The sequence below is a fragment of the Pacificispira sp. genome (assembly GCF_965228185.1).
Lineage (GTDB): Bacteria > Pseudomonadota > Alphaproteobacteria > UBA8366 > Aestuariispiraceae > Pacificispira.
Genome location: NZ_CBDDHE010000006.1, coordinates 167,965 through 188,732 on the forward strand (window position 1 = coordinate 167,965; position 20,768 = coordinate 188,732).

At 62.1% G+C, this 20,768-nt stretch carries 16 protein-coding genes; 15 read left to right on the forward strand and 1 reads right to left on the reverse strand.

The features are described from left to right. The first annotated feature begins 4 nt into the window (after positions 1 to 4). The 15 genes from ACO06O_RS11530 (at position 5) to ACO06O_RS11600 (ending at position 19,640) form a co-directional block, all read left to right on the forward strand. Positions 5 to 1,309, forward strand: coding sequence for a DUF4910 domain-containing protein (locus tag ACO06O_RS11530; protein ID WP_421879830.1), 1,305 nt, complete (start codon positions 5 to 7; stop codon positions 1,307 to 1,309). Continuing rightward, on the forward strand, positions 1,310 to 2,398 hold the full coding sequence (locus tag ACO06O_RS11535) for a hypothetical protein (RefSeq protein ID WP_421879833.1): 1,089 nt from the start codon (positions 1,310 to 1,312) through the stop codon (positions 2,396 to 2,398). 9 nt (positions 2,399 to 2,407) lie between these two features. Next, entirely contained in the window at positions 2,408 to 4,276 is a 1,869-nt protein-coding gene (locus ACO06O_RS11540) for a hypothetical protein (RefSeq protein WP_421879836.1), read from the forward strand. Then, complete coding sequence (locus tag ACO06O_RS11545) at positions 4,273 to 5,331, forward strand: mandelate racemase/muconate lactonizing enzyme family protein (RefSeq protein WP_421879839.1); 1,059 nt, start codon at positions 4,273 to 4,275, stop codon at positions 5,329 to 5,331. The genes ACO06O_RS11540 and ACO06O_RS11545 overlap by 4 nt, the downstream gene beginning before the upstream one ends. Before the next feature lie 235 nt (positions 5,332 to 5,566). Continuing rightward, the gene (locus ACO06O_RS11550) at positions 5,567 to 7,105 is read left to right on the forward strand and encodes an NAD(P)H-dependent oxidoreductase (protein ID WP_421879842.1); all 1,539 of its coding nucleotides are present in this window, start codon (positions 5,567 to 5,569) and stop codon (positions 7,103 to 7,105) included. Positions 7,106 to 7,147: 42 nt separating this feature from the next. Beyond that, positions 7,148 to 8,818, forward strand: a complete 1,671-nt coding sequence (locus ACO06O_RS11555; RefSeq protein WP_421879845.1) for an asparagine synthase-related protein — start codon at positions 7,148 to 7,150, stop codon at positions 8,816 to 8,818. After that, complete coding sequence (locus tag ACO06O_RS11560) at positions 8,815 to 9,543, forward strand: hypothetical protein (RefSeq protein WP_421879848.1); 729 nt, start codon at positions 8,815 to 8,817, stop codon at positions 9,541 to 9,543. Before ACO06O_RS11555 ends, ACO06O_RS11560 begins: the two co-directional genes overlap by 4 nt. A gap of 97 nt (positions 9,544 to 9,640) precedes the next feature. Next, positions 9,641 to 10,702 carry a Gfo/Idh/MocA family protein gene (locus ACO06O_RS11565; RefSeq protein ID WP_421879851.1) on the forward strand — a complete coding sequence of 354 codons (1,062 nt, stop codon included), beginning with the start codon at positions 9,641 to 9,643 and terminating at the stop codon, positions 10,700 to 10,702. 2 nt (positions 10,703 to 10,704) lie between these two features. Beyond that, on the forward strand, positions 10,705 to 11,271 hold the full coding sequence (locus ACO06O_RS11570; RefSeq protein ID WP_421879854.1) for an acyltransferase: 567 nt from the start codon (positions 10,705 to 10,707) through the stop codon (positions 11,269 to 11,271). A 17-nt stretch (positions 11,272 to 11,288) separates the two neighbouring features. Next, a complete protein-coding gene (locus ACO06O_RS11575; RefSeq protein ID WP_421879857.1) occupies positions 11,289 to 12,674 on the forward strand; it encodes a hypothetical protein in 1,386 nt (461 codons plus the stop codon). After that, positions 12,661 to 13,779 carry a DegT/DnrJ/EryC1/StrS family aminotransferase gene (locus tag ACO06O_RS11580; RefSeq protein WP_421879860.1) on the forward strand — a complete coding sequence of 373 codons (1,119 nt, stop codon included), beginning with the start codon at positions 12,661 to 12,663 and terminating at the stop codon, positions 13,777 to 13,779. Before ACO06O_RS11575 ends, ACO06O_RS11580 begins: the two co-directional genes overlap by 14 nt. Positions 13,780 to 13,782: 3 nt before the next feature. Then, on the forward strand, positions 13,783 to 14,481 hold the full coding sequence (locus tag ACO06O_RS11585; protein ID WP_421879863.1) for a WbqC family protein: 699 nt from the start codon (positions 13,783 to 13,785) through the stop codon (positions 14,479 to 14,481). Then, positions 14,481 to 16,760 (forward strand): glycosyltransferase, encoded by a 2,280-nt coding sequence (locus ACO06O_RS11590; protein ID WP_421879865.1) that lies wholly within the window; start codon positions 14,481 to 14,483, stop codon positions 16,758 to 16,760. Before ACO06O_RS11585 ends, ACO06O_RS11590 begins: the two co-directional genes overlap by 1 nt. A 6-nt stretch (positions 16,761 to 16,766) precedes the next feature. Further along, positions 16,767 to 18,587 (forward strand): asparagine synthase (glutamine-hydrolyzing), encoded by a 1,821-nt coding sequence (asnB, locus tag ACO06O_RS11595; RefSeq protein ID WP_421879868.1) that lies wholly within the window; start codon positions 16,767 to 16,769, stop codon positions 18,585 to 18,587. A 54-nt stretch (positions 18,588 to 18,641) separates the two neighbouring features. Then, a complete protein-coding gene (locus ACO06O_RS11600; RefSeq protein ID WP_421879871.1) occupies positions 18,642 to 19,640 on the forward strand; it encodes an SDR family NAD(P)-dependent oxidoreductase in 999 nt (332 codons plus the stop codon). A 41-nt stretch (positions 19,641 to 19,681) separates the two neighbouring features. On the opposite strand, the gene ACO06O_RS11605 is transcribed toward ACO06O_RS11600, so the two are convergent. Next, positions 19,682 to 20,590, reverse strand: a complete 909-nt coding sequence (locus tag ACO06O_RS11605) for a methyltransferase domain-containing protein (protein WP_421879873.1) — start codon at positions 20,588 to 20,590, stop codon at positions 19,682 to 19,684. Positions 20,591 to 20,768: the final 178 nt, after the last annotated feature.

The following is a 20,768-nucleotide window of genomic DNA, read 5'->3' on the forward strand; positions in this document are numbered from 1 at the left end:
CCGAATGGACGAGCGGCAAGAATTGGAAGCCTATTTCGACCGGCTTTGGCCGATCATGCGTTCGATCACCGGAGAGGGCGTGCGGGAAACCCACGATATCCTGTCGGAGCTGATTCCCCTCGACCGCACCGAAGTGCCGTCCGGCACCCAGGCTTTCGATTGGACCGTGCCAAAGGAATGGGTGTTCCGGGATGCCTATGTGATCGGGCCTGACGGTAACCGGGTTCTGGATGCCCGAGAAAACACACTCCATGTCGTGAACTATGCCGCGCCTTTCCGCGGCAGGCTTAGCCGCGCGGAGTTGGACGAGCGGCTTTACAGCTTGCCGGGCATGCCGGACGCCATTCCCTATGTCACCAGCTACTACCGCGAAAACTGGGGGTTCTGTCTGAGTCAGAACCAGCGCGATGCGCTTCCGGACGGCGACTATGATGTGGTGATCGACACGGATTTCATTGACGGGTCTCTGACATTTTCAGAAGCGGTCCTTCCGGGGAAGTCCGACCGCGAGGTGCTGATCTCCACCTATACCTGCCACCCGTCGATGGCGAATAACGAGCTTTCCGGCCCGCTGGTTTCCGCCTTTCTGGCGCGCCGTATCGCACAATGGCCGGAGCGCAACTTCACCTACCGGTTTGTCTTCGCACCGGAAACCATTGGGGCCATCACCTATCTTTCCCAACGTGGCGATCACCTGAAGAAGTCGGTCGCCGCCGGTTATGTCGTAACCTGTGTCGGGCTGCCGACCGTCCCGACCTACCAACTGTCGCAACGGGCCGATACCCTGGCGGACCGCGCGGCACGCTATGCCCTGGCACAGTTGGACGAGCCTTTCGAAGTCCGGGATTTTCATCCGACCGGAAGCGACGAGCGGCAATACTGCTCCCCCGGTTTCGATCTGCCGGTTGGGTCTTACATTCGCGGCCGGTACGGGCAATATGACGAATACCACACATCCTTGGACAACAAGGATCTGATCGATTTCTCGGCGCTGAACGCCTCGCTGAACGCGATGGAGGCAATCTGCCGGACGCTGGATCGGAACCATCGCTATCGCAATGACGCGCCCTTCGGAGAACCCAATCTGGGTAAGCGCGGGCTCTACCCGACCACAGGCGGCAAGCGGGCGAACATGGATCACAGGCAACGCGCCCATGCGACCCTGTGGCTGTGCAATCAATGCGACGGCCGGCGCGACCTGATCGACATCGCGGAACGCAGCGGCATGCCCTTGCCACTGCTTTACGACATAGCGGAACAATGTGTATCACGCGGCCTATTCAGCCGCGTCGAAGGAGGAGACCGATAAATGGCGAATATCCTGATTACGTCCATGGGCGGTTCGGGCAGCTTGAACCTGGTGAACAGTCTGCGCCTGCTGCCGTCGGCCGATGAACACACGATCGTCGGCACGCATTTCAACCCCTATGAAATCGCCAAGTCGGATCTGGAGCATCTTTACATCGTTCCGAAGGCAAAAGACGAAGCCGCCTATTTCGCGAAACACGAGGAACTGATTGAAAAGCACAAGATCGACGTTCTGATCGCGAACAGCGATTTCGAAGCGGCGGTCTTCGCGCGGCATCTCGACCGGATCAAATGCCACCACCTGCTGCCACTGCCCGCGCAGGTCGATGCCGTCCAGGACAAGTATGACTTCCACCGCCTCCTGAAGGATCAAGGCTGCCGGACGGTTCCGAACCTGCCGGTCGAATCGCGTGAAGGCTTGGCGGACGCGGTCGCCGGCCTGAACCTTGCAGAAGGCGACCGCTACTGGATCCGTCTCCGCCAAGGCGCGGGCAGTCAGGGTGCGACCTGGCTGCATACCGTCGAACAGGGTCAGAAATGGATGGATCTGTGGTGCGAACTGCGCGGCATGACGCCCCAAGATTTCGTGGTTGCGCCGTTCCTGTCCGGCCGCGACTTCTGCGTCTCCGTCCTGTTCCAGAACAGCGAACTATGCGTCGGAAAGGTCTATGAACGCCTGGAATACTATACCGAGGACGTTTCCCTTTCGATGATGGGTTCTACCCCGAAGACCAGCCAGACCGTGGCGGAGCGCGAACCGGTGGACGCAACCGTCGAAGCCGTGCGGGCGGTCTGCTCTGCCTTTGGGACGAAGCCTCACGGTCTGTATCAGGCGGATCTGAAATGCGATGCCGATGGGACGCCCTATGTCACCGAGATCAATATCGGGCGTTTCCCGATGACCTCTCCCCAGTTTGATCGGGTCGGCAAGTACAGCCAGTTGGAACTGTATGTGAAACTGGCCCAAGATGCCGACGCGCCGATGCCGCGCGATGTCTACGACTTCGATCCGGGCTGGGTGTTCCTGCGCGGCGTCGACTTGCCGCTGACCATCGAACGCGCCGATCGTATCGCCGCGCTGGAAGGGTAAGCCCCGTCGATGACGACACATGTTCTGGTGGAATCGCTTTCTCACGTCGAGGAAGCCCGCCAGCATATCGACGGCCCGATCCGCTGGTACAGCACGTCGCCGGTGGTGGTCGAAAGTCTGGAACGGTCCGGCGAGCCGGTCGAGTGGGCTGATGCGGCGATTTCGGCGAAATCGTCGGATGCCATCGGCCTGGCTTGCCGGGCGGCCGTTCTGGCGGTCGAACCGGCCCTTCGGACGGTGGCCGAGCGTTTGGCGACGCCGGCACTGGTCCCTTTCGTGGGACAACAGCTTGCCTATTTCCTCGGGCTGCTCTGTTACAAGCGCGCGATTGTCGAGGCTTTCGCACATTCGGGCGGACAAACAGTCATTATCGGTGTTCCAGGCCTGACCGGCGGGGGTGGCGGCCATTTCGGCATCGGCGCCTTCGATACCGTCTTCAGGAACATTGCCGGAGGACTGAAATGCCGGTTACTGGACGGAAAGGATTTCGACCGCTCCGTCCTGGAAGCCGATTTCGACCGTGGCACGGTAAGCGACCGTATCGTCTCGCTTGCCGATATCTCGCGCGCCCAGCGCCTGTCCCGACAATTGCGGTTTCTGAAAGCATCCCGCATCGGGCCGTCCCACGCAAAGGCAACCGTCTTTGTCGGAAGGGACAACGATACCATCCGGGAAATGCTGCCGCCGTTACTGGATCGCGGCATCGCCCTGGCCCGCCTGCCCCGGCCGCAGGCACCGGTCGCAGGCGATCCGCAAGTGGGGCTGCCGGATGCGTCGGCCCTGTCGGAGGCCCTGAAACAGGCCTTTGCCGACCATGACCTGACAATCGACCCGGCTATCCCGGCCGGCATCGCCGCCGAACGCCTGCAGGACGCCTCTCGGTACTGGCAATCCGCGCGGGATGCGGCGCTTGCCAGCGTCGACGAGATGCGGCGCGGCGATGCGCAAGACGGTGCGGCGGCGATCATAACCAATACGATCGGATCGCTGTCGGGCTGTATGCAGGCGGCCGCCGCCGAAGACGCCGGAATCCCGACGATCTTGGTCGAACACGGGGTTTCCGCCGGCCTGTCGCGCTATCACGAACCCATTCGCATTTGGGCCGAGCCGGTGCACGGCACCGCCTATCTGGCCTGCGCGCAGAATGCGTCCGATTTTTTCCTGGAAGAACCGCGCACCGCGCAGGTTCATTTCCACACCATCGGTCTGGCCGAGCAGACACGACGCGTACCGCTGCGCTGGATGCAGCGCCTATTGGCCCGGTTCAAGTTCAAGCCCCGTCCGCGAGAACGGATCGTCGTCTATCTGGCGCGCGCCAGCCAGAACAATTTCCGGAAACTCAGCTACGCCCCCAGGGACTGCGACCTCTACGAATTGCAGAATGCGATGTGCCGCACGGTCATGCCGAGGATTCGGGGCCGGAGCGTGGTCAAGCTCTACTCGACCCGTCGCTACATCGACGGCGATGCGTTCTGGGATATGGAGCGGGCGCCGACGCCGGTGCAAACAATCAAGACCGGCGACTTCCGATTCTTCCGGGGTGGTGTGGATCTCATCCTCATGGAAAGCCCGTTGAGCACCATCGGCTGGGCCTTCGGAACCGGAAAACCGATCATTTACCTGGCCGATCCGGGCACGCCGCTGATCCCGGAGATCCGGGAGCGGATGGAAAAATCCGTCTTTCTGGTGGATCTGGCCGAACCGGATTGGCACGACAAGGTTGTCGAGATCGCCAACCGCCCCGACGCCGCAATCCTGGCGGAATGGCGCGCCAAGGCCGACGCGCGGGACGCCTTCCTGCGGGACTGTGTTTTCGGGCCGGAAGAGGCAGGTCGGCGCGGGGCCGATGCCGTTGAATTGGAGATCGGATTGCGATGACCAATATCCATTTCGAAATCCGCCATCTCCCCCTGCCGCTGAAAGAACCCTACTGGCTCGCCTTTGGCCCGGTATCGACCTTCGATACCTTCATTGTCCGGGCGGAAGGACGGAACGGTGTGGGACATGGCGAAATCACCCCCTTGCCGGGCTACAGCTTCGAGACCGGTGCCAGCGTCCTGGCGGCCTTCGAGGATCTGGCGTCGTCAGCCGGTCTCAATCTCTCCGATTGCCTGAACGGCAGACGGGAGAGTGCGCCGATGGCGATGAGCGGGTTGGCGGCGGCGGCGGATGCCATCGAAATGGGCGACGACCGAATTTTGGGATTTTCCGTCGGGTCCTCCATCCCCTGCGTGGCCCTGTGCGGCGGCACGGAACCGAAAGACGCGGCCGCCCGCGCGCACCGGCTGTCGGATGACGGCTACACCGTGCTGAAGATGAAGATCGGCGGCGATGTCCAGAACGACCTGCGCCGGGCCGAAGCGGTCAGCGCCGTCCTGCCGGAGTACGCCCTGATCCGGGTCGATGCCAACCAGCAGATGTCCGAAGCCGATGCCCTTACCTTCGCCAAAGCAGCAGGCGACTTCCCGATCGAGTTGATGGAACAGCCCTATGCGCCGGATGCGGATGCCCGGATGCTGGCCTTGCGCGATGTGGCCCGCGTGCCCTTGATGCTGGACGAATCGATTTGGACCCGGGACGATATCGACCGCGCGGCGAAGCTCGGCATGGACTATGTGAAGCTGAAACTGTGCAAGCATCTCGGCCTGCGTGAAAACCTCGCCCTTCTGGAGCACGCTCGGTCGCTTGGTCTGAAGGTCGTCTACGGCAATGGCGTGCAGGGCGCCCTCGGGAATCGCCAGGAGGCCTTCCTGTATCTGGAAGCGGGTCTCACGACCGCGATCGAATCAAATGGGTTCTCCAAGATTGCCGCCCACCCGGCCGATCCAGGCATGCGTCTGGAAGCGGGCGCGCTGCATTTGGATGGGATTACGGACGCTAAAACGCTGTTCGATAAGGCAGAACCCGTCGCAGAACTGGATCTGTCCGCCTGATTTTTCGCTGCGGCGCAGCACGGGACGGATTGACCGAAACGTCATGTTCAGGTAATGAACACGGTGTCGGCAGGGAATTTTCGCCGCCCAAATGCCAAATCGTGACAGGCTGGTGCGACCCGGCCTGCGGTAGCATGGCGAAGCCGCAAAAGATGCCACGATATCGGCTACCGGGGCCGGCATGACCCGGCCGTTCTTTCGCCCGGATGCAATGACTCTTACTGGGACATCTCACATGAGCAAACCGCTGATCCTCGGACTCTCCGCTAGCCTTCGCAATGCGCGCTCCTCCGCGGGCGGCCATCGTCTCAAGGACGAGGTCGAGGCGCTGCAGTCCCGTGACGATCTGGATCGATATCTTGCGGAACGCGCGAACGAGCATCTCGACCAGTTCGTGGCAGCCGGTCGCAAGGAAGGCCTGCCCTTCGATGAGATTTACCGCAATCTGCAGAAGACCGGCGACCTGAAAGGCCTGTCGAACAGCGAAATCTGTCTGGCAGCCGGGCTTTGGGGGGCAATCTCCAAAGGGGCGGCGATCGACCATATTCCCCTTCCCGACCATTTCCCGGCCAATGGCGAACCCAAAGACCTGGACAAATTGAAGGCCGCCCTGCTTCGCGCGGACGGTATCGTCCTGTCGACGCCGGTCTATTTCGGGGATCGCGGTTCCCTGGCGCAGCAATTGATCGAATTCATCCGCGCGGATGACGAATTGCGCGAAGGGTTGGACGGCAAACTGTTCGCCGGGCTGGCCGTCGGCGCGAAACGCAATGGCGGGCAGGAAACGACGCTGATCTACGCCCTGATGGACATGCTGAACGCCGGCATGCTGGGCGTCGGCAACGATTCCGAAACGACCTCGCAATATGGCGGTACGGCCCATGCGGGCGATGTCGGCACCGCGCCTAAGGATAAATACGGCATCGACACCTGCATCGGCACCGGCCGACGCATCGCCAGCGTTGCGGTCAAGCTGTCCGCCGCGCGGGACGCAGCGCTGTCCAGCGCCCTACGCGCCGATTACTGGATTTTGCAGGATCGCGACGGCACCGCCGCCTCTCTCGCCGCGAAACTGGCGCCGAACGACGGCAAGTCGGTCAAAGCCAATCAGATCGATATGCTGTGCGACGAAATCCGCCCCTGCATCGCCTGCGACATCTGCCCGATCCATGTCGGTCCGGACGAGGAATACCGCTGCATCATCAAGCGCAAGGAAGACGGCCTGACGAAGATTCACGAGCAGCTTCTGGATGCCGACGTGATCGTGCCGGTCCTATACAGCCCGAAAGACCGGAAGGGGCTGCAATCGCATTATCAGCAGTTCATGGAGCGCACGCGCTATCTGCGCCGAGGCGATTACGTCTTCACCGACCGGTTGGTTGCACCGCTGATCTTCGCGGAAATCGGATCGAACGAATCCTTGGACATTCGGGTCATGACCTCGATGATCCGGCACCATACCGTGATTGCCCGGCCGATGGTCGCCTGGATCCACGACGGCAAGATCCTGAACGAGGCGGAGATTCGCGCCGACCTGGATCGGTTGACCCGCCTTGGCAAGGTACTGGCCGCGGGAGATCTGGCGACGGTACGGCTGGAGCTGATGGAAACGCAGTACCAGCCCGTCGGTTATGTTCTGGCGTCCGAAAAGGACAAAGAGAACAAGACCATGACCGCACGTGAAAAGGCCGTGGAATTGCGATTGGCCCGGCGCCAGGATCAGGCCATCAAACGTCTCGCCACAACGGCAGCAGGCGTCAAGACGGCGAGCTGACACGCGAGCGACCTGACCGGGTTCCTTCCTGTAGCGAATGTCATGACTTCCGCGACCGTCGACTCGCGCGCCGATCTGGCTGAGCCCTTGGGATTTTCCGGCCCGCGGGCCCGGCAGATTCGTACCGATGCCGGCACCGTCTGGTTCGAAGGCTTCGTCCGAAACCGATCCCCGGAACAATTGGCGACGGAAGCCCTCGCCGCGACCGAAGCGACGGTGGCGGCATGGCTGAACGGACTGGACGGGTTCTACCGGATCGTCGTCCTTGGCCGCAGCGCCGCCTTTGCGGCCTGCGACACCGTTCGAAGCTATCCCCTTATCTGGGGCCGGGACGGTACAGGCCTTCCTTGCATCAGCGCGTCGGGACCGGCTCTCGAAACCCATCTGAACCTCGGTCAATCCGATATCGACCCCGGCGCCGTCGTTCCGGTCACCCTGTCCGGCTTCACGATCGGAAACGAAACGCTGTATCGGGACGTTCAGCAAATTGGCCCGGGCGAATATCTCTGGCTTCTTTCAGGAGAGCCGGAACCCAAGCGTTACACGGTTTGGGATGCGTGGAATGTCTCGGCGGAATTCGACCCGGATGCCCTACCCTCGCTGCACGAAAAACTGATCGACGATTTGATCCGGGACGCCGACGGACGGCAGATTCTCGTCCCGCTCTCGGCAGGACTGGATTCCCGCTTCATCGCATCGGGCCTGAAAGCGGCGGGTTATGACAATGTCCTGACCGTAGCCTATGGCCAGAAGGGAAACCGCGAGGCGGAAACCAGTCGCGAAATCGCGCGGCGCCTCGGCTATGAATGGCGGTTCGTCCCCTATACGAACGGCGCCTTGTCCAGGATGTTCCGCAGCGACGACTACGCTGCCTTCAAGAACCTGTCCGACAGTCTGACCTCGGTGCATTTCCCGCAGGAATACCACGCGATCGATACCCTGCTGCGCCAGGGCGATATCGACCGGGATACCGTGGTCGTCAACGGCCAATCCGGCGACTTCATTACCGGCAATCACGTGCCCGCCAGCCTGTTCGACCCTCCGGATTCGGAGGAGGCGCGCCTGAACGCAATCGTGGACGGGCTGCTGAACAAGCACTACCGGCAATGGGCCGCCCTCAGAACCCCGGAGCGATTGAATACGATCGCGAAAAAGCTGCGGGGCCTTCTTCAATCGGTAAATGCGCCGGGGACGGACAAGAATGGCGCCCACGGATATTATGAATTCCGTGAGTTCTGGGACCGCCAGTCCAAATATGTGATCAACGGCCAGCGCCTCTATGACCACTTCGGGCTGGATTGGCGGCTACCGCTCTGGGACCGGGCCTATATGGATTACTGGGCCCGCGCCCCGATCTCCGCGAAGCAGGGACAGTCGCTGTACAAACAGGCCTTGCATCAGGCGAACTGGGCCGGTGTCTGGCGCGATATTCCGGTAAATCCGACCCGAATTCGCCCGCTTTGGATCAAGCCGTTGCGGCTGGCGGCGAAAGCCGCGCATGTCTTCGCAGGTCGCGCCGCATGGCACCGGTTCGAGAAACGCTATTTCGAATACTGGATGGGGGCGACTTGCGCCTTCGCGGGATGGCCCTACGGCACCGTTCGGACCGATCGCCGCGGCCACCACAGCGCGATCGCCTGGCACATCGAAGACTATCTCAACAACAAGGGGTTGGCCTGGGACGGCAGCATGCTGGAAGGACGCGCGGCATGACGGCGTTCACGTTGGATGCCTATTGCGACTTGATCGCCGATCTGACCGGCAAGGGATACCGGATCGCGGATTTTCACGACGCCGACCCGAAGCGTCAGGACCTGATTCTGCGGCACGACCTGGATTTCTCCATCCGCACCGCGTTGCCGATGGCCCGGATTGAGGCGGACCATGGCTGGAAGGCGACTTACTTCGTCCTGGCCCGTTCGCCGATGTATGGCATTCACACGCCTGATTCCAGCGAGGCTTTGAGCCAAATACTCGGCCTGGGACATGAAGTCGGGCTGCATTTCGACGCCTCCAACTATGCCAATGACCGCGACGCACTCGAAACGGCGGCGGGCCGTGAGGCCGCCTTGTTGGAAGACGCCATCGGCAAACCGGTTCGCACCGTCAGTTTCCACCGGCCGGCGGAATCCTTGCTGGGTTACGACGCCCCATTGGCCGGGCGGGTTCATGCCTATCAACCGCGCTATTTCCGGGAAATGGGCTATTGCTCCGACAGTCGGGGGGCGTGGCATCATGGAACGCCCCAGGATCATCCCGCGGTCGCCGCGCGCACCGCGCTTCAATTGCTGACCCATCCGATCTGGTGGACGTCCGAGACGCCGGGCGATCCCGTTGCGACCCTGGATGCGTTCCGGACCGGCCGAGACCGCCAGTTGGCGCAGGCCATCGCCGACAATTGCGAACCCTATCGCAATCGGGTCGACAGCGCGGAATGAATTACGAAATTGCCGCAATTCGGTCGCTTGACCGGCCCTGCGGATTGCGGGATGTATGCCCCGCGCCGGCCCGGGAACAGATATGCGAGACGCTTCCATGAGACTGAAGATCGTGGTGCTCGGCACCGGCTATTGGGGGAAAAACCTCCTGCGCAATGTCGACTCGCTCGGCTGCCTCTACGGGTTTTGCGACACCAGCGACGCCGCGCGCAAGACCTATGGCGAGTTATACCCCTCGGCCCGGACTTATGACGATCCCGACACGGTTTTCGCCGATCCGGATGTCGACGCGGTCATGATCGCCACCCCGGCGGTGACCCATGGCGAATTGGCACGAAAAGCCATCCTTTCCGGTAAGCATGTCTTCGTCGAGAAGCCGCTCTGTCTGGATTTGGACGAGGCCCGCGCCCTGACGGAACTCTCGCTGGAAAAGGGCGTGACCCTGATGGTCGGGCATTTGCTGCTCTATCATCCGGCCTTCGTCGCACTGCGCGAATTCGTTCGGGCCGGCGGTATCGGGGACATTCGATACATCTATTCCAATCGGGCCAGTCTTGGGAAAATCCGTACGGAAGAGAGCGCGCTGTGGTCCTTCGCGCCACACGACATCTCCATGATCCTGAATCTGATCGGCGCGCTGCCGGAAGATGTCCAATCGCGGGGCAACGGGTTCATCACGCCGCAAATCGCCGATGTCTGCCTGACGTCGCTTAGCTTCGAGGGCGGGGTCGGGGCCCATATCTTCGTATCCTGGCTGCATCCCTACAAGGACCACAAGCTTGTCATCGTCGGCAGCACAGGAATGGCTGTCTTCGACGATGTGGCGAAAGGCGGCGAGAAGCTGCTTGTCTGGCCCCATCAGGTCACGACCGGCGAACGCCAGCTTCCGCCCAGTGTCGACCGCGCCCAGGCCAAACCGATCCCCTATGACGCCGAGGCCGAGCCGCTGCGGCAGGAATGCGAACATTTCATCCGGTCGGCCGAAGCCGGAAGCAAGCCGGTCAGCGACGGTGAAGAAGCCGAACGTGTGCTGCAGGTGCTGGCCGCGGCGCAGGCGTCGATGGAGCGCGGCGGCGCCTCCGTCGCGTGCGATGCGGCGACACTTAAATCCTTGTCCGCCCAACCGTTGAAGGTTGGCGGGCTCGATGAAGGAAACTGACCGTGTCCGATGCATTCGTGCACGAGACCGCAATCGTCGACAATGACGTCACGATCGGCGATGGAACGAAGGTCTGGCATTTCAGCCATATCCTCCCCCGGACGACGATCGGCAGCAATTGCGTTCTAGGCCAGAACGTTGCCGTCGGTCCCGATGTCACGATCGGCAATGGCTGCAAGCTGCAGAACAATGTCTCCCTCTATAAAGGCGTACAGCTTGAAGAAGACGTCTTCTGTGGCCCGTCCTGCGTCTTTACCAATGTCCTGACGCCCCGCGCCTTTGTGGAGCGGAAAAACGAGTTTGCGCCGACCCTGGTCGGACGGGGTGCCACGATCGGTGCCAATGCGACGATCGTTTGCGGCACGCGCATCGGTGCCTATGCCATGATCGGCGCCGGTGCCGTTGTCACCAAGGATGTACCCGATTTCGCACTCGTCGTCGGCAACCCGGCACGGCAGCTCGGTTGGGTTAGCCGCGAGGGAGAGCGCTTGGGCCCGGATCTGGTCTGTTCCCGAACCGGGGAGCGCTATGAGGAAACCGGCGACGGTCGGTTGGTCTTGCGGCGCTAGATCGATTCCTGCCGGGGATGTTTCCTGATTTGGCCAGCCGCTCCATTCTTCTGATCTTCGGGGTCGCCCTCGGCATTCGCCTCATCTCCATGGTCCTATCCTGGTGGCTGGGTGGTGTCGAAGCCTTCGCCATAGAGGATTCAACCCAGTTTCTGCTCGAAGCGAAGGCCTATGCCGAGGCCGGCAGCCTGTTCGGTTTCGCGACGGACGGCACCGGGATCTACAACCCCCAGATCATGCCGCTGGCCGGCTGGCTGTTCGCCTGGACCGGGGTCACGGATGTGGCGCTGGCCTGGCGCGTCATCCTGATCCAGCATGTGCTGGACGCCGCGACCTGCGTCGTGATCGCTCTGACGGCCGGCCTGCTTTCACCCCGGTATGCCCTGCCCGCCGGTCTTGCCGCCGCGTTGAACCCGACAATGATCGTCGTCTCGAACATGATGCTGTCGGACACGCTGTGCCTGTTTTTCTATGCAATTCTGATCTACGCGGCGATGCGGCTTATCCTTCGGGGGGAAGAAAGGGCGTTTCCGTTCTGGCAGTGTGTGGCGCTCGGGTCGATGGGTATCACCGGCGCCGTGTTCAGCCGCTATGTCTCGCTGCATCTTTCGGTCTTCCTGATTGGCCTTCTGGCCGTGCTCATCCTCTGCCGGTTCGGGTTCCAGGCGCGGGAGCGGCTGGGCGCCCTGGCACTGACGGCGTTGATTGCCGCTGCCGCGATTCAGCCGATTGCCTGGCGCAATTTTGAGAGCACAGGCCACTATTCCTTCTCGCTTCAAAGCGGTGTCCATCTGTTGTACTGGGTGGTGCCGATGGCGCGAGACCTTTCAGGCATGCAGCCTCAGCAGGAAGCCGAACAGGAGGCGCAAACCCGGCTTCAGGAGATTTCCGACGCGACGGGCGACGGCTTCGCCCAGTCCCGCACGATGGAATCCCTGGGGGCCGAGATGCTGCGCGAAACCGGCGTCGGCAATCTGCTGAAAGCCTGGGTCCTCGGTTCGGCATTGAATGTCGCGACCCCTGCCCTGGCGATCAATCCGATCCTACGCGCCCTGCCGCATGACAGCTTCTATGCGACGCCGGGGAACGGCGCCGTCGGGAAAGTCTTCACCTTCCTGACAGCCGCACAGAACCAACCCTATGGCGCGATCGTCGCGGCCATGGGTCTGGCCACCGTCGCCTGGCTCGCCCTCTGCGCCTACGGATGCGTTCCGGCGGCCAGAACCGACCTCTTCGCCGTGCTTTTGCTGTTCGGCTGGTGTGCGGCGGTGCTGGCCGTGACCGGCCCGATCGTATCGCCAAAGTACCGCCTGCCGATCGAACCCGCCCTATGCGTTTTTATCGGCGTGGCCCTATCGACCATCCTTCACCGAATGAGGGGATTTCAGAATGCAGTTCGTTGACTTGGGCGCGCAATACGCCCGATACAAAGACGACATCGACGCCGGAATCGCCGGGGTCCTCGCCCATGGCCGTTTCATCATGGGGCCGGAGATCGCCAAACTGGAGGCCGAACTGGCGTCCTTCACCGGTGCCCGGCACGTGATCAGCTGTTCGAGCGGCACCGATGCCCTGGTCATGATCATGATGGCGGAAGGGATCGGTCCCGGGGACGCCGTCTTCGTCCCGTCCTTCACCTTCACCGCGACTGCGGAAGTGCCGTTGTTGCTTGGCGCAACCCCGGTTTTCGTCGATGTGGACGGTGACGACTTCAATATGGACCTGACCGATCTGGAGCGCCGGATCGAGGCGGTAAAGGCCGAGGGCCGACTGAAACCGAAAGGCATTCTGGCGACGGATCTTTTCGGTCTGCCCGCCGATTACGACGCGATCCATGCCCTGGCCGAAAATCATGGCCTGACGGTCTGGGCCGATGCTGCCCAGAGCATGGGCGGGGCGGACGGCGCCAAAAAGGTCGGCACCCTGGCGCGGGCAACCGCGACCAGTTTCTTTCCCGCCAAACCACTCGGCTGTTATGGCGACGGTGGCGCGGTCTTCACCGATGACGCGGACATGGCGGACGTGATGCGATCCATCCGCGCGCATGGCAAGGGAACCGAAAAATACGACATCCAGCGTGTCGGCCTGAATGCCCGAATGGATACGATCCAGGCCGCCGTTCTTCTGGCCAAGCTGCCGCATTTCGCCGGGGAGATCGACGCCAGGGAAGCCGTCGCCACCGCCTATGACCGCCGGTTGGGCAACCAGGTCAAGACGCCGGGACGCCGCGACGGAAAGCAGAGTGCCTGGGCCCAATACACGTTGCGTCTGCCCGCCGGTCGGCGGGACGCGGTCGCGGCCGCATTGAAGGAAAAAGGCATCCCGTCGGCTGTCTACTATCCGATGCCGATGCACCTGCAGACGGCCTATCGGGCCTTCGGCGGCGGCGAGGGTTCCCTACCCGTCAGCGAAACCTTGTGCGGCGAGGTTTTGAGCCTTCCGATGCATCCCTTCCTGACGGAGGAAGAAATCGATCGAATTGCGGACGCGGTCGTCGAGAGCCTCTAATCCGTGACGCGCGTCGCCATACATCAGCCGAACTATGTTCCCTGGGCCGGGTATTTCCACAAACTGGCCCATTGCGACGTCTTCATCTTTCTGGACGATGCCCAGTTTCCAAAGAACAGTTTCGTAAACCGCGTCAAAATTCGGGGCGATGGCGCACCCGGATGGCTTACGATACCCGCCAAGCCGAAACTGGGCACGCCCATACACGCCGTCGTGCCGGGCCAGGCCGACTGGCCCGCGCGGCATCTGGACAGGCTTCGGAACGACTACCGGAAAGCCCGTCATTTCTCCGCAATCTGGCCGGTTCTGGAACAGGTCTATGCCGACCTGCCCGGCGACAATCTCTGTGCGGCCAATGTGACGCTGATACAGGTCCTTGCTGAAAAGCTGGGATTGAACCCGGAATACCGGTTAGCCTCTACTATTCCCAATCAGGAAGAAAAGAGATCCGATGACCGCCTGATCGACCTCGTGCGCGAGGTTGGCGGCGACATCTACCTGTCCGGCAAGGGCGGCGCCAATTACCAATCCCCGGAAAAATTTGAGGTCTCGGGGATCGCCCTGGAAATGACCGCATTCTCCCCTGCCCCCTATGATCAGGGGGGACTTCCGTTCGAAGCCGGTCTCAGCATTCTGGATGTCCTGTTCCACACAGGGTGGGACGGCGCTGCCGGTTACATCCGGAATCACGCGGATTCGTGATGCGGGTCGTTTGTATCGACATCGAAGGCGGCCATGGCGGCTCGTCGCGTAGTTTGTACCATGCCCTGACAAGGCGGACAGGCGACCGGATCCGGATTGAGGTCATTTGCCGGAAGGACAATTGGATCCGCGAAGGGTATGAGGCCGCCGGAATTTCCTGCGAAGTCGAGCCGGACATGCCGCGTTGGACAAGCCTGGAAAGATTCCTGCCCAACGCCTATACGCGGGCCGAATTCCGGCTGAGATCATGGTCGCGATCCAAGGATTTCCGGAAACGGCTTCTGGAAAAACTGGATAACGCGGATCTGCTGCACCTGAACCATATCTCCCTGGCGGATCTGGCGGTCTGGGTGAAAAGACAGCGTCCCGATCTGCCGATCGTCATGCATATCAGGACCCTGCCGGTCGCGACGGCCTTCGCCGTGGCGCAAACGAAGCGCGCGGCCGCAGCCTGTGACGCTTTCGTCTTCATTACCGAGAACGAGCGCGACCATTTCGAATCCCTGCTGGGGGCCGCGGCGCCCGGCCGGGTCATCTACAATCCTGTTCCTCGCTTTCCGTCAGAGCCGGATACCCGCCCCCCCGACGGACCACTCCGCGCCGTTTGCCTCTCCAACTATTCCCCCGCCAGGGGATTGGATCGCCTGATCGATATCGCGGAGGCGATACCGGCGGGCGATCGGGATCGATTCCGGTTCGTTCTCGCCGGAGACATGGACATGCCCCGCCGCATGCCCAAGGAGATCGCGGAGAAGGCACCGGGCGCGAAGACCCTTCAGGAAATGGCCGAGGCACGCGGTGTCGGCGACTGTTTCGAGTTTCTGGGGCATGTCCCCGATCCGGAACGCGTCCTGCGAACGGGCGATGTCCTGATAAAGCCGACGCGCGAGAACAATCCGTGGGGACGGGACATACTGGAGGGCATGGCGGCGGGTCTGCCCGTAATATCCGTCGGCACCTATAGCAATTTCGTGGAAACCGGCCGAACCGGTTTGCTGCAATCGCGCTTCGACGCGTCCGGGGTCGCCGATTTCCTGATGACACTGGATCGCGACCGCGCCCTATGCCGCCAAATGGGCCAGACCGCGCGGGACCGCGCCGAAGCAACCTGCAACCCGGATTTGGTTTTCAGGCAGTTGACGCAGTATTGGGACAATGTGCTGACATCCAAGCACGAAGCTCCCCCCGCCCGGACCCGCTTGGCTGCGATCATGCCGGCCTTCACCGCCGGCGGCGCGGAACGAGTCCTGACCACGCTGGTCGACGGTCTGCCGCCAGACGAATACCAGACCCGCCTGTTCGTTCTGAGCAATAAGGGCGATCTGAAGGCCGATTTCAGCCGGATCGGTTTTGTCCACGATCTGGCGACGGAACGCCTGCGTCATGCCTTTTGGCGGCTCTGGCGGGTATTGTCCCTGTTCCATGTCGACAGCGTATTCACCAGCCAGGTCCACCTGAATATCGGGCTGCTCGCCATCGCGCGATTGATGCCGGCCCTGACCGTCATCGTGCGGGAGGCGAATATGCCGTCGGCCTGCCTGCAGAGCGGACATTGGCCGCGATGGTACGGGCCGCTTTACCGCTGGGCACTGCGGCGGGCGGACAAGGTCATCGCATCGTCGCATCAAATGGCTGCAGAGTTCCGGACCGATTTCGCAATCCCCGAGTCGCGCCTTGCGGTTCTCTACAACCCGGTGGATCGGGACAGGATCCGCAGCCGGGCGGGCACGCCGGTCCGGTCCCCAGGCGAAGGCCGCCGCTTTGTCGCTGTCGGCCGCCTGGTCCGCCAGAAAGGCTTCGACCGCCTGATAGAATGGATGAAGGCCATGCCCGGCGCGGACCGCCTTGAAATTCTGGGCGACGGTCCTGAGAAGGAAAAGCTGCAGCAACAGATTATGGAGGCGGGTCTCGACACGCGCGTCCATCTTTCAGGATTCTGCGGCAACCCGGCGCCGATAGTCGCCGGCGCGGATGCGCTGATCATGCCGTCCCGCTGGGAAGGCATGCCGAACGCGGCCCTGGAAGCACTGGCGCTTGGCACCCCTGTCATCGCCACGACCGAAAGCGGCGCCATCGGTGAAATCGCTGCCCTGGCCGAACCGGGCGCAGTCACCGTCACGGACGATCTTCCGAATGCCATGATGGCCGTCAGCCCCTCTACCGACCGGGCACTGCGGCCCAGCCTGCTTCCGGACATCTTTGTCGCGGATAGAGCCAAGGCGGCTTTCTTGGAAATTGTCCAGATGGCGGTCGCCTCCCGCCAGCGCAAAGGAGTCTGAACGTAAATGTGCGGTTTCGCCTGCCTGATAGAACCCGGCCGGTCCTTCTCCACGGCACTGCTGGCGCAGATCGACCGTGATCTGTTCCATCGCGGTCCGGATTCCGGGGGGCAAATCGACGAAGCAGGCGCGGCCATGATCTTCCGGCGTCTGTCGATCATGGATCCGACGCCGGGCTCCGATCAGCCGATGACCGACCCGGACCGCGATGTGACCATGGTCTTCAATGGCGAGATCTACAATTTCCGCGCCCTGCGCACCGAATTGGAGCAGGCCGGCATCCGGTTCCGGACCCAGGGCGATTCCGAGGTTATCCTGCGCGGCTATGCCCATTGGGGCGAAGGCGTATTCGAACGCCTGGAGGGCATGTTCACCATTGGGATCCTGGACCGTCGCAAAGGACGGTTCCTTGCCGCGCGGGACCCGCTGGGCATAAAGCCGCTCTATCTGTTGCGGCAGGGCAAACTGACGGCCGTCGCCAGCGAAATCCGTCCTCTGACCCGATTGGTGCCGGCAGAGATCGATCCCGTCGCCCTGCCGGAACTGCTTACCTTCCATTGGGCGGCAGGCCGGATATCGAACTACAAGAATATCGAACGCATGCCCGGCGGCACGCTTGTAAGTGTCGACCTGCAGACCGGCGAAGCAACGGAGCGGCGGTTCTGCGACCCGCTCGACACGCTGACGGTTCCGCGGACGATGGCAGCAGAACAAGCCCACGAGGCGATCGAAGCCTCCCTGCAATCACATTTGATGAGTGATGTCGGCTATGCCCTGCAGCTTTCGGGCGGTGTCGATTCCAGCCTGTTGACCGCCCTGGCCTGTTCATCGACGGACACGCGCCTGTCGAGCTATGCCGTTCAGGTTTCGGACAGCCAGTTCGACGAAGGCCGGTATCGTGCGCCGCTGGTCGACCGGTTCGGCCTGGACCATCTGGAAGACCCGATGGACGGCATCCGGTTCGCGGACAGGCTACCGCAGGCGATTGCCTCCATGGAGGGACCGGTTCCCCATGGCGGATGCGTGGCGTTACATGCCCTGTGCGACAAGATCGGGCGCGATCACAAGGTCGTTCTGACCGGAGAAGGGGCCGACGAGATGTTCGGCGGATATCTTCGCTATCAAGTCAGCGCGAAACTGCGCCGCCATGAAATGATCGATCGGGCCTATCCCGGATTTCTGCCCATGCCCGACATCTGGCCGTTCAAAAGCACGCGGCGGCTCCGGGGCTTGGATCACGCGGCTTACAGTTCGGTCTACGGCGATTACGAAGGCATCAGGGCGCTGTTTCCTGAGATATTGCCCCCGGCGCCTGGCGCCCGCGAAGCGGCCTCGGCCCGGTTTGATGAATTTCGCGACCGCCTCTTCGCCGTCGACCAAACGGCTTATCTGGAATCGCTATTGGTCCGGCAGGACAAGATGAGCATGGCCGGTTCCGTCGAAGCGCGGGTGCCCTTCGTTCATATGCCGCTGCTGAAGGTCGTAAACGCGATGCCCCATGCCGTGCGCGCGCCGGGCGGCGTAACCAAGCCTGTTCTGAAGTCCCTGGCGGAGCGTCATCTCGGCCGCGACCTCGTGCATCGCCGCAAGGTCGGCCTGCTGCTGCCCTATGACCGGTGGATTCAGGATGGCACGGCCCTGGGACGCTTTCTGACCCTGTTGGAAGAGCCGGGCGCAAAGATCCGAGAACTGGCGGACGGCAAAAGGTTGGACGCCACCCTGGCCGCCGTGCGCAGCGGCACGTCGGGCCGCGTCGAAGACCTTTTCAAATTGATCAATCTCGAACTCTGGATGCGATCGGTGCGTTCGGATACGGTCACGGCCTGACCGGCCCGGGTAGAAATGTAAGGCAATCCCATGCACATGAAATCGTTACGCGGAATGAAGGTTCTCGTTACCGGCGCCGATGGCTTTATCGGGTCGCATCTTTGCGAACGGCTGGTGCGGGAAGGCGCATCCGTCACCGCCCTGGCGCTCTACAATTCCTTCGGAACGCGCGGATGGCTCGACACGATCGACGATGACAGCCTTGCGGCCATGACCATTGTGTCCGGCGACGTGCGGGACCCGCATTTCGTAAGAGCGATTGCCGACGGCATGGACGTCGTCTTTCACCTCGCCGCCCTGATCGCCATTCCTTATTCCTACGCCGCTCCGGCGTCCTATGTGGATACGAATGTCAGCGGCACGCTGAACGTCCTGGAAGCTTGCAAGGCCGGCGGCGTCGGTCGCCTGATCCACACCTCGACGTCCGAAGTGTATGGCACCGCGCAGTTCACGCCGATCACGGAAGCCCATCCGCTTCAGGGCCAGTCGCCCTACTCGGCCAGCAAGATCGGTGCGGATTACATGGTCGACGCCTATTTCCGGTCGTTCGGCCTGCCCGCGGTCATCTTGCGCCCCTTTAACACCTTTGGGCCGAGGCAGAGCGAACGCGCCGTCATTCCGACGCTGATCCGTCAGTTTCTCGATCCGTCCTGCGACGAGGTCCGCATCGGCGACCTGACCCCGATCCGCGATTTCAACTATGTCGAAGACACGGCGGACGCCTTCGTGAAGCTCGCCTGCGCCGCGCCCGAAGCGATTGAATTCGGCACGGCCTACAATGCGGGATCCGGCCGGGGCGTGACGATCGGCGAAACAGCCGACCTGATCCGGGGTATCGTTGGCAGCGACAAACCTCTGACGACGGACGAAACGCGCAAGCGTCCCACGAAATCCGAAGTTTTCGAACTACTGGCCGATGCCCGCCGGCTTGGCCAAGTCAGCGGATGGTCTTCGGAAATCGGGCTGGAAGAGGGGCTGGCGCGGACGGTCGACTGGTGGCGCGGGCAAATCCAGTCCGGCAAATTGCGCCGGGACAAGGGCTATCTGGTCTGATCGCGAGCCTTATCCGCCGCCATTGGGACACATTCGGCGTGCTATGATTTGACGCCTTGATCCCGGATCAGCCCTTCGGAAAAGAACAGGCCCGTCCGGACCGCAAGAACGTCGTCCTCGTATCTCTCCGTCCAGTACGAATGGATCTCCGCCGGCATATGGTCCGGCGCGACCCGATCCAACGGTACAAACCGAAGATTCAGCCCGGCGGATCGAAACATCTCCGCCATATCCGGATGACGAAACCCGTTCACGATCCCACCCCAATCCCGCGCGAAGCTGCCGGGGTCCGTCTCATAGAGATGGGCAAAGGGCGAAGATTTACTGAGGTGATTTGAGAAATTCACCAGATGCGCATGGACCGTGCCCGGACGGGATGCCGCCGCGACGCGCCGTATGGAAGCCTCAAGGTCGCCGATATGCTCTAGGCAGGAAACCGAAACGCAGACATCCACCGCATCGTCGGGGCGAAGGGCCTCGGCCACACCGCATCGTTCCAGCCGGCATTTGGCCAGCATGTCCGCCCGGTCGACCGGCCCCTTTTCTATCAGGGCAGCGGCAGCCGCGATTGCCGGATCGACGATCCGGTCCAGAACGGCACGGTTCTGAAACAGTTCCGGCCTCAAGCCGGGGTCCGCGCCAATATACAGGTTCGCACCGGCGACGGCCGACAACGGTGCGAACCCGATATAGCGCCCGCATCCGATCTCCAGGACCGTCGCCCCCGGCAGCCTCTCAACGATGCGCTGCGGGTTCAGCCCGGCCGATCGCATCGCCCCGAACAGAATGTCGACGGCCTTACGAGGACGCGTCGCGTCCGGCGCATTCAGAAAATCCAGACGATCCAGCCACCCGTTCCGCACGCCGGCATGCCGCAGCGTTCGGGCCAATAGAACCGGCCAGGACAGGTTCCGGACGGCCTGTAGACGTGTCGCGAGCCGTGGAACCATTCTAACGGGTCTTTCGTCTGCTTTGATTGAAGAACCGTCCCCCTGATAACGCCTGCGCCGGACCACGTCCAGTCCAGGATACAGGGCCAAAAGGCAGAGCTCCCGAATAAAACAACATATTTCTATGGTAAATAATCTTCTTCACACCATTTTTGTGTGGACTTAGCAACTTGCATAA